At 35.0% G+C, this 14,513-nt stretch carries 9 protein-coding genes; 1 reads left to right on the forward strand and 8 read right to left on the reverse strand.

What is annotated here, in order from left to right; all coding sequences use genetic code 11:
• Nucleotides 1-26 precede the first annotated feature (26 nt).
• The 8 genes from MKS83_RS03295 to MKS83_RS03330 form a co-directional block, all read right to left on the reverse strand.
• The gene (locus MKS83_RS03295; protein ID WP_240581951.1) at nucleotides 27-2,813 is read right to left on the reverse strand and encodes a multicopper oxidase domain-containing protein; all 2,787 of its coding nucleotides are present in this window, start codon (nucleotides 2,811-2,813) and stop codon (nucleotides 27-29) included.
• Nucleotides 2,814-2,914: 101 nt separating this feature from the next.
• Entirely contained in the window at nucleotides 2,915-3,388 is a 474-nt protein-coding gene (locus MKS83_RS03300; protein WP_240581952.1) for a DUF3347 domain-containing protein, read from the reverse strand.
• Between the two features lie 104 nt (nucleotides 3,389-3,492).
• Nucleotides 3,493-3,870, reverse strand: coding sequence for an HYC_CC_PP family protein (locus MKS83_RS03305; RefSeq protein ID WP_240581953.1), 378 nt, complete (start codon nucleotides 3,868-3,870; stop codon nucleotides 3,493-3,495).
• 106 nt (nucleotides 3,871-3,976) lie between these two features.
• Nucleotides 3,977-6,181 (reverse strand): TonB-dependent receptor plug domain-containing protein, encoded by a 2,205-nt coding sequence (locus tag MKS83_RS03310; protein ID WP_240581954.1) that lies wholly within the window; start codon nucleotides 6,179-6,181, stop codon nucleotides 3,977-3,979.
• 43 nt (nucleotides 6,182-6,224) lie between these two features.
• Nucleotides 6,225-7,034 (reverse strand): 3-deoxy-8-phosphooctulonate synthase, encoded by an 810-nt coding sequence (gene kdsA / locus MKS83_RS03315; RefSeq protein ID WP_240581955.1) that lies wholly within the window; start codon nucleotides 7,032-7,034, stop codon nucleotides 6,225-6,227.
• A 516-nt stretch (nucleotides 7,035-7,550) separates the two neighbouring features.
• Nucleotides 7,551-8,075, reverse strand: coding sequence for a DUF1697 domain-containing protein (locus MKS83_RS03320; protein WP_240581956.1), 525 nt, complete (start codon nucleotides 8,073-8,075; stop codon nucleotides 7,551-7,553).
• Between the two features lie 47 nt (nucleotides 8,076-8,122).
• On the reverse strand, nucleotides 8,123-9,616 hold the full coding sequence (locus MKS83_RS03325; protein WP_240581957.1) for a hypothetical protein: 1,494 nt from the start codon (nucleotides 9,614-9,616) through the stop codon (nucleotides 8,123-8,125).
• An 89-nt stretch (nucleotides 9,617-9,705) separates the two neighbouring features.
• The gene (locus MKS83_RS03330; RefSeq protein ID WP_240581958.1) at nucleotides 9,706-13,191 is read right to left on the reverse strand and encodes a protein O-mannosyl-transferase family; all 3,486 of its coding nucleotides are present in this window, start codon (nucleotides 13,189-13,191) and stop codon (nucleotides 9,706-9,708) included.
• Nucleotides 13,192-13,414: 223 nt separating this feature from the next.
• On the opposite strand from MKS83_RS03330, the gene MKS83_RS03335 reads away from it, so the two are divergent.
• Nucleotides 13,415-14,452, forward strand: a complete 1,038-nt coding sequence (locus MKS83_RS03335; RefSeq protein ID WP_240581959.1) for a PLP-dependent cysteine synthase family protein — start codon at nucleotides 13,415-13,417, stop codon at nucleotides 14,450-14,452.
• The last annotated feature ends 61 nt before the right edge of the window (nucleotides 14,453-14,513 follow it).

The following is a 14,513-nucleotide window of genomic DNA, read 5'->3' on the forward strand; positions in this document are numbered from 1 at the left end:
AAACTCAAAATGAGTTTCTTTTATAATTAATAAGTTAAAGTAATTCCGGCTCCCCATCCCATTTCATTGTCATAGTTTCCGGAAACAGACAACCATTTCTGCAAGATATAACGTAACCCTGTCGTGAATTCTCCATCAGAGTTTAGACTAAAGTTACCTCTTAATCTTCTGGAAAGCGGAATGTCTTCCCTACTCAATTCCAGTAAAACTTTTCCGTTTTGATCAACACTTGCATCAGCAGTCACCAACATAGGCAAAAGATATTGCATCCCCACGATAAAATTTGCTTTATTTTTAGAAGCTTTCTGTTGACCAAACCAGTTTTTCTTTCCATGAAAATCCATTCCCGTTTCTTCCGCCATTTGTCTTTCCATGATTTCATGGTTTTTCTGAATCCTGAAACCGGCATAAGGTAATGCCCATTGGAATTTCCCTAAAAACCTTCCGACTTTTACATTCCCTTCGAAATGATCAAAATCCCAGTTGGAATGAAATTCATTAAGGTTCGCCCATCTCGGTCCGAACATCGTCATGGTTTCTGCATGCATTTTATTCGACTGAAGATCCAACATAGCCATTGAACTGATCATTCTGTTATCTTTCAAAAAGCTTTTCCATGCTAATTTTGTATTCGGAAGCTGCGGATTAGGCTTGGAATTTTCGTAACTGAAAATCCTCCCCATTCCTGCCATCATATGATATAAAATATGGCAGTGAAAAAACCAGTCACCATCCTGATTAGCTGCAAACTCAATGGTATTGGTTTCCATCGGCATAATATCTACTACATTTTTAAGCGGTGAATATTCTCCTTTTGAATTAATCAACCTGAAATCGTGGCCATGAAGGTGCATCGGATGTCGCATCATAGAATTATTATACATCGTAATTCTAAGAATTTCTCCTTTTTTAACCAATATTTTATCTGTTTCAGTAACCGTCTTATTGTCTAAAGTCCACAGATAATGGTTCATATTTCCCTCCAGTGTAAACTTCAGTTCACGAACATTTTCTGTCGGAAGAATTGTTTTTTCAGGAGATTTCAAAATATTGTAAGAGAGTCTTTTAATCGATTTTTCTTCCTGCATATCCATTCCGAAATGATTTGACTGATCTTCATTTTCTTTTTCTTTGGTCTTAATTCCCATCATCTCGTTCATATGCTTCATCGTCATTTTTCTCTGGCTTTCAGGAAGTTCCGGATACATTACTTCATTCATATCCATCATCTGGTTGCTCATCGTCATATTCATCGGCTTCATATTTCCGCTCATTTCCATCATTCCGTTCATCATTTTCATCCCTTCAAAAAGCTTTAATCTAGGTAAATTTGGAGCTTCAATTCTTTCTCCGGAACCTAACCAAAGCGAGGCATGTCCAACCCTGTCTTCAGAAGTCGCACGAAATTCAAAGCTTTTATTCTCAGGAATCGTCACTTCAATGTCATAGGTTTCGGAAACTCCGACAATCAGGCGGTCTACTTCAACAGGAACTACATCATTTCCATCATTTCCAACCACTTTTATTTTCCCGCCTCCATAATTCAGCCAGAAATAAGTGGAAGAACCTCCATTGGCAACTCTCAAACGAACTTTATCTCCAGCTTTTAAGTTAGAATACTCAGAACTGGGCTGTCCGTTGATAAGAAATTTGTCATAATATACATCACTTACATCCATTGCTTCCATTCTTTTCCATTCATTCAGAGCTTTTGTTCCAAAGTTTCCTGATTTTATGGCTTCCCAATAACTTTGTACAGCATTTTTCTTAATGGCATACCAATCCGTATTGGCCATATGAAGCCGTCTCGCGATCTGCATAGGATCATCATCACTCCAATCCCCTAATAAGACAGGAATTTCTTTTGTATATTCTGTTTTAGGCTCTCCTTCTCTTTTTTGAAAAACCAGAATTCCGTTCATTCCGATCTGCTCCTGCAGACTTTCATGAGAATGATACCAATACGTACCGTTTTGGGAGATTTTAAATTTATACAAATGTGTTTCTCCCGGTTGCACCGGTTTTGTGGTTAAATAGGGAACTCCGTCATGTTCATTGGGTAAAATCACTCCATGCCAATGGAAACCTGTATTTTCTTTCAGCATATTATGAAGATAAATTTCTGCTGTATCTCCTTCTGTGAAATATAATGTCGGTGCCTGCAGTTTTCCGTTCACGGCAATAGCTCTTCGATTTTTTCCTGTGAAATTGACAATCGTATCTTTTACATAGAGATCATAACGCACTGTTCTCCCTCCAAAACTAACTTTTCCATTTTCTGGATTCCTCTTTAAAACTGAACTTTCAGGTTCATTTTTAGAGGATTCCGACTTTGGGCCATTTTCAATCTCTACCAAATCCATTCCGCATTTCGGGCACTTTCCGGGTTTATCAGAGATCACTTCCGGATGCATCGGACAGGTATATTTTTGAGACTGAGATTCAGATTTAGGTTGAGTTTGAGCCTTTGGCTGTGGTAAAGTTTTATTCTGAATTGGCTTTGTGATATATACTTTATCAGCTTTTTTTACCTTTTTAACGTCAACTTTATTCTCAACCTTTGCTTTCGTCTTATTTTTAATTTCCGTTGGCTGTGCTTCTGTTTTCGGCAAAGGTTTAACCTGCGGTTTTGCAACTACTTTCGGCTTTACCACCACTGTTTTTTTTACCAATCTCATTCCGCATTTCGGACAGTCTCCCGGTTTTGAAGACACCACTTCAGGGTGCATCGGACACGTGTAATAGGTCTTCGTAGTTTGTGCAAAAGAGAAAACAGAGAACAAAAGCATCAGAAATAGTATCAGCTTTTTCATAATATTTCGAACTTTTATATAAGCTGTATAGTTATTTTAGAAATTAAAGTAAATTCTAAATAAAACTATACAACTTGTTATTTTTAAAAAAATTAGATTAATTATTTAATCTCTGACTTCACACTTCCACATGATAGCATTGAGCTCCCATAGTAAGGATTCATGATTTTCTTTTCATCGCTCAACCAGCTTCCGTCTGCCATAGGGCAATATTGAACGTAGATAGGATTCTCAGATAATTTAAACTCTTTTGTAAGAGCAATCATATTATCGGAAAGGTTGAAGAAGGTTTCTCTTTGAGTATTGATATTTCTTGCTTCTGAAATAGCAGTAGCATCTTTTCTAAGGATATTTAAATTCCCTTCAGAAACTTGTTTGTAATCAATCGCTGAAGCTGTTTTAATGAATTCTGAAGCCGCTTTTGAGGTCTTGTCTGCATCATCTGAAGCCAACGCTGATTTTATAGCAATATAATTCTGGTAAAGCTTAGAAACCTGAGCGTCTTTTCTAGATTGTGCTGAAAGGGAAACGATTGAAAATAAAGATAATGCTGCTGTAATGATATATTTTTTCATTGTATTAAATTTTAGAATTAATTTTTAGGATAAAATTGTAATCGCATCATGCGACAAAGCCATGTCGTTCATCATGATAAGAGTATCAAAACGACTGACGAATTCTAAATTCTAAAATTACAATGACTGATATAGATAGGAACCGACCGGCTTTCCGGTGGTGCATTGATTTGAATCTGAGTAAATTTCGTTGTCGAAAAAGATCGATCCGGAAAGAAAAATTCATGATATTGAACTTCCGGCACCTGCTTTAAGAAATCAATTTTAAGAAAATCTGATTTTTGAGAATCGTCAACTTTTACAACTTTGATTTCGGTTTTGCAACAGTCTTTTTTGGTTTTAACTCCACATTTACTGCAGATATCATCAACTTTCTGACTTATAGAAGCCAATTCCTTCATACAATAATGTACACTGAAAACTGCCCCGGAAGAAAAGCCGAAGTAGAAAACAGAAAACAATATTGCCAGAAATTTTTTCATTGAGACAAAGTTAAAAATATCTTCAACATAAAGGTTATAGAATTTTGTATAGTTGTTATAAAATTCAGAAAAGAAAAAAGCTCCTGATAATTCAGAAGCTTTTGATTTATAGTTTAAATTCTAATTTAACATTAAAGAACCTTCCTGTAAGGCGCACCGGAACCGGATACATCAGATTGGAATTATAATCCGTAATCCATTGATTGGCAACTGTATTGTTAATATTAAAGGCGTTGAAAACCTGAACGCCTAATGTCAACTCTTCGAAATTGCTCCAGAAACCATATGTTTTTTTATTGTCTTTTCTATCGATAAATACTTTAGAAAGTCCAAGATCTACCCTTTTATAGGAAGGAAGTGTATTCTGATATTGATAAGGGTCCGTAAATACCGGAGCTCCGTTTGGCAATCCCATTGCATAGACAAGAGTAAGATTTACACGCATGGAAGGAAATTTTGGCATATAATCCTGATAGAACATGGCAAATCTAAATCTCTGATCTGTAGGTCTCGGAATATTTCCTCTGCCATCAATATTTTCATAGGCTCTTGCATAACTCGCAGACAACCAAGAATCTATACCTGGAACAAATTCACCATATAATCTGGTATCAATTCCGTACGCATAGCCCGAAGCATTGTTCTGACCTGAATAACGGATTCTGACATTATCCATATAGTAAGGGATAAGGTTATCCATTTTCTTATAATAAAGTTCTGTAGTCAGCTTAAATGGTCGGTCATACATCTCAAATTCGTAATCATTTGCTAATACAAGCTGTATCGAACGCTGAGATTTTATATCAGCGTTAAAATTACCATCTAAGTCCTTAATTTCTTTATAAAAAGGAGACTGGTAATAAATCCCTCCATTGACTTTGAACAACATATCGGAATCCCAGTCAGGCTTTATGGCAAACTGGAATCTTGGAGAAAAAATAGTCTCTTTATTAAAGCTCCAATTAGCAACTCTCGCCCCCACATTTACAAATACCTTACTGCTTCCCCAATAGAATTTCTGAGAATACTGTGCATAAGCAGACAATCTTGTCGGCTCGATATGATTTTTTCCTGATATGCTGTAAAACAACTCAAGATCTCCTTCATTCATTCTTGGGTTAAGAATATTAGCAGGTCTTGGAATACTGTATCCGGCGGAATCCACCAGCTTCCATTCACTGGTAAGGTCTTTCAGATTTTCTTTTTCATATTTAAACCCAATCTCAAAATCTGAATTTACATTCGGGGAAAATTTTGCCCGGAATTGGGTTCCATAGGTTCTTACAAAAAGATCATTTCTTGCGTTCTCAATCTGACCTCCTACATCATAGGAGACAACAGGAGCTCCCGTTGATGGGTCAAAAGTCTGAAGTTCGTATTGAGAGTGGATCGTATAGTATTCTTTTTCCCTGTTCTGATAAGAAAAGCTGTCTAAGGTAAATCTCCATTTATCTGATGGTTTGTAGTTCATAGAGAATGTTCCCATCATATTTTTATACATATCCTCTTCCCTTCCTGCATATCCAATATTAACGGTAATAGGCTGCTGAAGACTCCCGAAGGTTACACTTTTTGCCTTAGGAACCATTTCATAATCATTTTTAGAATAATATCCTATGAACGAAAGTGAAAATTTATCGCTGATATGATAGTTGATATAAGACTGAAAGTCCCAGTAACTAGGGTTAAAATCTGTATCTTCATTTAAAGTATTCAATACCAGATTGGTATTTCTGTACCTTCCTGAAAATAAAGCCGTCAGTTTTTTATTCTTTGAAGCTAAACCTGCTGTCAATCTTCCTCCGATAAGACTGGCTTCACCTGAAAGCTCAAGCTTTTTGGGTTCTCTGTAGTAAATATTCAGAGCTGAAGACATTTTATCTCCATATCTCGCCTCAAAACCTCCTGCTGAGAAATTAACCGTGGAAACCATATCCGGATTAATAATACTCATCCCTTCCTGCTGAGAATTTCTGATCAGAAAAGGGCGATAAATTTCAATATCATTAATGTAGATAAGGTTTTCATCATAGTTTCCACCACGCACCATATATTGGGAAGAAAGCTCTGTATTGGAGTTTACGGAAGGTAGGGTTTTAAGAATCCCTTCAATCCCTCCTGAAATACTCGCCACATTCTGAGCGTCTTTTGCTGATATTTTTACAGCGGAAAGGTCGGTTGTTTTTCCTGTCTGCCTCTGGAAAACGACTTCTTCAATATTGGTAACTCTAGTTGTCGTGTCTTTTTTCTTGGTCTGAGAAAATACAAATAGAGGAGCCATTAAGCTCAATGGTAAAACTAGTTTTTTCAAAAGAAATGTTTTAGAATTTCTAAAATTAATATTTTTTTGACAATTACAAAATGGATTCTCTAATTCTTGTCAGTTTTTGTAATAAATCTTCTAATAAATCAAGTCTTAACATATTGGCTCCATCAGATAAAGCGGTTTCCGGTGTTGGATGGGTTTCTATGAAAATTCCGTCTGCACCTACTGCAATCCCTGCCTTTGCAATGGTTTCGATAAGATCCGGTCTTCCTCCGGTAACACCCGAACTTTGGTTAGGCTGTTGTAAAGAATGGGTAACATCCAGGATAACCGGAGCATATTCTCTCATGGTAGGAATTCCTCTGTAATCTACGATCAGGTCTGTATATCCGAAAGAATTTCCTCTTTCAATGATTGCAACTCGAGGATTATTAGAGTCTGTCACTTTCTGAACCGCAAATTTCATAGATTCCGGAGAAAGGAATTGCCCTTTTTTCAGGCTCACACATTTTCCGGTTTTTGCGGCAGCCACCAAAAGATCTGTCTGACGCACTAAAAAAGCCGGGATCTGCAGAACATCTACATATTGAGCTGCCAAAGCAGCATGCTCGTTCTCGTGAATATCTGTTGTCGTTGGAATATTGAACGTTTCTCCAACTTTTTTAAGAATTTCCAAAGATTTTTCTTCACCAATCGTTGTAAAAGAATCTACTCTGCTTCTGTTGGCTTTTTTGAAACTTCCTTTAAAAATGTAGGGAATATTATATTTATTAGTCAATTCTACCACTTTTTCAGCAATTTTAAGTGCCATATCTTCGCCTTCAATAATACAAGGACCGGCAATAAGGAAAAAGTTTTTTGAATCTTTGTGATGAATATTATCTAAATACTGAATCATTTTATTTTTTATTAAAAAGTTCAGTAAAAATACTGAGAAAGTTTCAGAATCGGAAATTATTTGAAAGCTTTAACGGACTATGATGACAATAGTTTTAGTCTTTTGGATCCTAGCTTAGTTAGCACAATATATTATAGAACATTTTTTATTCTCATCAATTACAAAATTTATTTCAAAAATATTGAATAAATGATTGTATAACCGTATCATAAAAAATTGTTACAAAAAAAGCCATTGCCGAAAAAGAAATCACATAAATAGAATATTTGTTTAATTTAATAACTTCAATTATAAATAAATGCACCAGATAAAGTAATAAATAATAGCCTGAAAATTTGATTAAATTTATTTTCAGCATATCAAAATCTGTGGCAAGAGAAACGATAAATGCAATTCCTAAAGCTCCCACGAAACAAGCTGCGAAACGCTCTAATATATTTGACGCTTTTGAAAAAACAAAGTAAAATAAGTTTGCGAAGGCAAACATCATCAAAAAGAAAATAAGACCTGCTAGCATTAAAATTTCTTTAAAATCTTTTCAAAAGTATTAATATTTCTGCTGGTAAACTGATCTTTCAAACTTTTCTTTCCTAAAATCTTTCCAAAAGTAGAATCTAAAGTATTCCCTTTCGGAACTTGCCAGTAAAAGATATTATTTACAATTTTAGCATCTTCATCGTCTGTTTTTGCGGCATTTTCAAATTCTTGCATCAGAACTTTTTCAACACCATCGTTTCCGACAAAAGTATAGGAATGAAGATCATCATTTTTTTCAAAAGGATTTCCGTTCCAGAAGTTTTCTATTTCTTCCTGGGATTTGATGAATAAATAAGCTTCATAAGAAAAATGATCAGACATTGCTTTTTCCAGAATCTTCTTTAATTCATCGGCTTTTTTATCTGATGAAAAAACAATATTTCCGGAAGCCAAAATAGAAGCCACATCGTTCATTCCGGCATCTTTAAACACCTGACAAACTTCTACCATTTTCATATTGGTTCCTTTTACATTAACTCCGCGGAGAAAAGCACAGTATTTCATGATTATTTAATTCGTTAAACTGTTAATTCGTTAAGTCGGAGATTATATTATTTAATTTTTTCATATAAATTATAATCTGTTCCGGACGGTTTTAAATGATAAATTTTTTCAAGAATTTTATTCTGGCTGTTTAAATGATCTTTAATCCTGAATTCCTTTAAAAGCCTATAATGTGTTTTATAATAATCAGCATCTTTTTCGGTAAACAGATCTTTATAAGAAAGCAAGTATTTAGGTTTTCTTTTCTTTACGGTATTGATCCAGTAATTCGTTTTATCTTTCTTAATTTCTTCCTGAATCTGCTTATCAACCAACCCTACTTCATCAATTGTTTTTAGTCCGGAGAAGTAAGGGATATAACCCGCAGGCTCAAGCAAAATCCATTGTTTTTTATCTTTTTCATATAAATCCAGATAAAGTCCAATCGATCTTCTGTAGTTCCATTCTCCGTTTCCTGTTGCAATAGAATGTACAGTCTGAAAAGCTAACATTGGAAGGATATAAAAAACAATAAGGGCACTCAGCCAAAGGTTTCTTTTTTGTTTCTGCTCCAATACAAATATGAGAACCGGAACAAAAAGCAGAATCTGGGGAACCCAATAGTACCAATCGAACAGACTTTTCTGAGAAAGAAAAATAATCTGTTTCGTCCAGGCAAAAATGAAAATCATCCACAAGAATTTGTTTCTTTGTGGCTGCTCTTTCTGTCTTATGATAAAGATGAAACATACAATTTCAAAAGCAGCTACAATAATGGTAAAAGGATTGAAATCTCCGGGTAATTTAAGCATTCCCCAAAAGTTACCATAGTTTAGCCTGAAGTAATCCCAGTTTTGTTGAAAAGTAAAATTATTGTCATAGCGTAACTTCTTAGCTACAATAGTATTGTTGATCAGCTCCCCGAAATAAAACCAGTTAAAAGCCAATGCGATACCGGTTCCTAAAATTCCTCCTAAAACATAACTCCATTTTATCTTACGGTTCCAAAAAGTATCGACCAGAAAAACAATTCCTAAGAAAATAACAGAATCTATTCTCGTGAATAAAATTAGGGCCGGTAAAATGAATAAAGCCCATTTTTTCTCTTTTTTAAAGCCATAATACAGCAAAGCCATTTCTAAAAAGAACAGGATTCCATACTCCATTCCTAAAATGGAAATCTTTATAGAAGGGGGAAGAATCCCAAAAAGAAAAATAAAGATGGCTTTATGCCAAGGATTTTTAAAAAGCAGATGAGAAAGAAACAAGCTTCCTACTGTAAACAATACGGTATTAAAAATAAGTAATGGCTCTATAAAGTTTTCTTTCCCAAAAATAAGATTGAAAAAAAAGGATACAAAAACATATAGATGAGTCGTAGAAGCTGAAATTTTAGTAGCCCCGTTGAAACCTATAACTCCATAATCCATGAGATTTTGTGCCACTCTCCAGGTAATAAAAGCGTCTTCCTGAATATGATGGGTAAGCAAAAAATATAATTTTACAATAATTGCTAGGAAAAGAGCATAAACGGGAAGGTTCTTATTTTGAGATTCAGCCATTATGTATTTTTAATTGAGACAAAGATAATTTTAAAATTTCTGAATATCAACAAATAAAAAAACGGAACCGAAGTTCCGTTTTAATAATATTATTGGGTTGCTTTTATAATCGCGTTGGTAATCTGTTCTTCTTTTTCTTTAGAATAAGTGGAATCATAGGGTTCCATTACATCGAATAAATACTGATAGAACGGTGTTATCTTTTGTACTTTTTCAGATTCTCTCATTGCTTTTTCTTTACCCATTTCTTTAAGGTTTTCTACAAATCTGTTGAATCTGCTGTCAATAGGTTCTATTGATTTTACCAGATAATTATAAGCTTTATCTTTTTGTCCTGTTTTTCTATATCCGTCAGTAACCGCTGAAACTACCAGTGCATACTCCATAGGCTTGCTTCGCATTTCCCTGCCTATCAGTTTCTGGTCATGAGGACTTAGCTTCAGGTAATATTCGTATTCTTCAAAGATTCCTTTTTTAAGCACATCTGCCAGCTTCAATGCTTTTTGCTCCTGCCCTGCAACAACATATCCGTATACTATAGAGCTTAATGAACGAGGGTCATTGTATTTTTCTGCAGGAATTTCTTTTGCAGCAAGATCCAGCAGTTCCAGAGCTTTTGCTTTTTGACCGCTTAAAGCCAATGCTGCAGCTGCTCTACCTGCAGAGCTTCTGTAACCAATAATATTTGAAGTAGCCGTTTCATCAAAATGAGTATTCAGATCTTTGAAATTACCCCATCTGTAATTTTTAACTACGTTATAAAGTGAATTTCCGTCTACTCTTCCTAAGTCTCCATCTGCAGTTGGAGGTGTATGAATCGGAATTAATCTATAGCTAAATCCGTCAAACTGTAAATATTCATCAAGATAAAAAATATTCTCACTGTCATAGATTCCTCCTGAAGAGAAGCTTATCGGTCTTTTCCAGTCAAAGTTCGCAAGAACGTCAAGCATTATCAGGTTACTCTTATACAATGTATTTGCTTTATAATCAATCATAATCTGATTCGCTACATTTGGAAGATCTGATGCGTTGATGATTCCTGCTTTTACCGCATTTTCCTTATTGACAGGCAAAATAAATTTGGTTACCGGAAGGATATTATATTTCTCATATTTCTCTTCTCCGAAATACATTTTCAACAATTCATCTTTTTCAGGTGATTTCATTTTGATGAAGTTAAGAGCTTCTTTCAATGTTATAGAATCCTGTGTAAGGTATTTTCTGAATGATTGGAATTCTGTTTCCGGAGCTCCCTGCTGTTTTAACATTGAGAAAACACCTTCCCAATCTTCTTTCTTCATCAGGTAGATCTGATCGTTCACACCGTCTCTGTAATCATCATGAGTAAGGATACCCGGAATTCCTGCTGCATTGTACGTTCTTCTTTTTACCTGATCCAGATTCCAAGGAGTGGATGCTAGCGTAAAGTTAACCACTTTCACATCATCACGGAATCTTTCCGTCTCCTGAATCGCCCAAACCGGATAGGTATCATTGTCTCCGTACACGAATAAAATATCATTTTTAGGTAAAGACTTTAAAATTGAATATCCATAATCGTAAGAAGTATACCTGTTGTGTCTGTTGTGTACATTATAATTCTGGAAGCCCATCATAAAAGGAACTCCTAATAATACTACACCTGCAACAATATTTGCCGCGTTAGATTTTACTTTAGACTGTAACAGCCAAAGAATAGCTCCGGCCCCCAAACCAATCCATATGGCAAAAACATAGAATGAGCCTACCATCGCATAATCTCTTTCCCTTGGCTCAAAAGGTTTCACTCCCGTGTAGAAAATAATCCCTACACTCATTAAGATAAAGATAGAAAGCATCGCATAGAATCTTCCAAAATCTCTGTTTAACTGGAAAAAGAATCCAATCAACCCTAAAATTAAAGGTAAGAAGAAGAACTTAACTGTACTTTCATTTTTATATTTTGCAGGCATTGCTTCCTGATTTCCCCACATTGCATCATCAATAAAAGAGATTCCGGAAATCCAGTTTCCTCTTGTATTTTCAGTGCTTCCTTCTAAGTCATTCTGTCTTCCTACAAAATTCCAGAATAAATATCTTACAAAATAATATCCGTTCTGGAAAGTAATAAAGTAATCCATATTCTGAGCCAATGAAGGCTTCTGAACATTAATCAGATCATAAGGCTTTACTTTAAGATAATCTGATGCGGTGATCGTTCCGTCTTCATATTTTGCTCTTAATTCTTCAAAAATCTGTTTTGCCTGAGGATCATCAGCAATATCTGCATTGTCATAGTTGAACGTAAAATCAGGCGCACCGTACATAGAAATATAGTTAGACATTACCTGCTTGTCTTCACTAAACATTCTCGGCATTAAACTTACATGTGACTTGTTAAAAACATAATTGAATCTGTCTCCTGTTTTTCTGTATGTTCCGGTTTTTTCATCTTTTTCGTAGATATCACCTGTTTTTACAGTTTTAAAGCTTCCGTCCTCATTTTTCTCAATTCCTTTTGCATCTAAAAATGCAGTATAGTTTTGTCCGTAAATCGTTGGCCAATCACCATATTGTTCCCTGTTATAATAATCCAGCATACCGATTGCCGTATCAGGATCATTAAGGTTCATTGGCGGATTTGCGTTGGCTCTGATCGGAATCACCATCCAGCAAGAAAATCCGATAATCATATATACTATAGATAATGCGATGGTTTGAAATACATTTCTTTTTGATTTTCTCGCATATTTGATCAGGAAATAGCAAATGGCAACCATTAAGATAAATGCAACGATAGTTCCTGAGTGGAAAGGAAGTCCTAATCCGTTTACAAAGAAGATCTCAAGTCTTCCGAACATTGTCATGATCAATGGGAAAATAATTTTGAAAACGATAATTAAAATTCCCAAAGTAATTAAGTTAGCCCAGATAAAATTCTTCCAGGTAAACTTATAGTTTCTTGCATAATACACTAAACAAACTGCCGGAATTGCCAGCATACACATCATATGCACTCCTACAGAAAGACCAAGGATAAAGAAAATAAGAATAATCCATCTTTCACTGGCAGCATCTTTATATTCATTCTCCCATTTAGTAATCAACCAAACCAGTAAAGCAATAAACATAGAAGCCATAGAATATACTTCACCTTCTACAGCAGAAAACCAGAATGTATCTGAAAAAGTAAAGCACAAAGCACCTACAGCTCCTGCAAAAAGTATGGAAATTTCCTGGTGTTTTGTTACTTCCTCAAAATCTTTGTTTAGAAGTCTTCTTACCAAATGAGTGATCGTCCAGAACAAAAACAAAATTGTAAATGCACTGAATAATGCAGACATTCCATTAATAACAATTGAATAATTTTCACCATTTCCAAAAGCAAAAATAGCTGCCACAGCACCCACAATCTGGAACAATGCTGCTCCCGGTGCGTGTGTTACTTCCAGCTTTACTGCCGAAGAAATATACTCTCCACAATCCCAAAAACTAAAATTGGGCTCTATGGTCGAAAGGTAAGTGAAAAATGCAATGACAAAAATCACCCATCCGAGAAGGGTGTTCCATTGCCTAAAAGTCCAGTTTTTCATAGTATAAAATCAATTATGCGAAAATAGCGTTTTTTAGATCATTCTATGGGGATTTTAACAAAATTTAAAAATTTTGGCGTAGTATTTGCCAAGTCTCTATAGTAAAAATTACAAAATAAAAATATTTTTTTATTTAATCAATAGTTTGAAACCCAACAAAAGTTTAAAAATTATTTATTTTTTTGTATTTTTGCCGTCAGATTTTTATTGAAAATAACAAATAATGAGTAATGTTTACGATAATATCCTTGGCCTAATAGGAAACACTCCTATGGTGAAGCTTAATACTGTTACAAAAGATATTCCTGCAACCGTTTATGCCAAGTTAGAATCATATAATCCTGGACATTCCACTAAAGATAGAATTGCACTTCACATTATAGAAAACGCTGAGAAAAAAGGCTTATTAAAAGAAGATTCTGTAGTTGTAGAAACTACTTCCGGAAATACAGGTTTTTCTATTGCAATGGTCTGCATCATTAAAGGATATAAATGTATACTTGCTGTAAGTGATAAGACAAAGCCGGAAAAAATAGCTTATCTGAAAGCACTTGGAGCTACAGTTTATATATGTCCTGCCAATGTTCCAGCAGATGATCCAAGATCTTATTATGAAGTTGCTAAAAGAATCGCTTCAGAAACACCAAATTCAGTTTACATCAATCAGTATTTTAATGAGCTAAATATTGATGCCCATTACCAAACTACCGGACCTGAAATTTGGGAGCAGACAGGAGGTAAGATCACTCACCTTTTTGCCTGCACTGGAACTGGTGGAACTTTATCGGGATCAGCAAAATTCTTGAAAGAGAAAAATCCTGATATCAAGGTGATCGGTGTTGATGCCGATGGTTCTATTCTCAAAAGCTATCATGAGACAGGTGAGATTCATAAAGAAGATGTTCACCCTTATCAAATCGAAGGAATGGGAAAAAATTTAATTCCTTCTGCCCTGCTTTTTGATAAAATAGATGAATTTGTAAGAGTAAACGATGAAATGTCTGCTTACAGAACCCGTGAAATAGCTTTAAAAGAGGCAATTATGGGAGGTTATACTACAGGAGCAGTCACTCAGGCATTAATGCAATATGCACAATCTCATGAGTTTTCTGAAAACGATATCGTTGTTTTAATATATCCTGATCATGGTTCAAGATACATTACCAAAGTGTATAGTGACAAATGGATGGCTGAACAGGGATTCGTCAACAACTGTGTTCATAATTATGATGAAGTTTTCAAAACAGAATTCATTAAATAAGAAGAAATAAATTTATTATACAAATCAAGCCTTTTTTGTAAAATCACAAAAGGCTTTTTTA

Origin of the sequence: Chryseobacterium sp. Y16C, from assembly GCF_022488405.1 — a bacterium.
Taxonomy (GTDB): domain Bacteria; phylum Bacteroidota; class Bacteroidia; order Flavobacteriales; family Weeksellaceae; genus Chryseobacterium; species Chryseobacterium geocarposphaerae.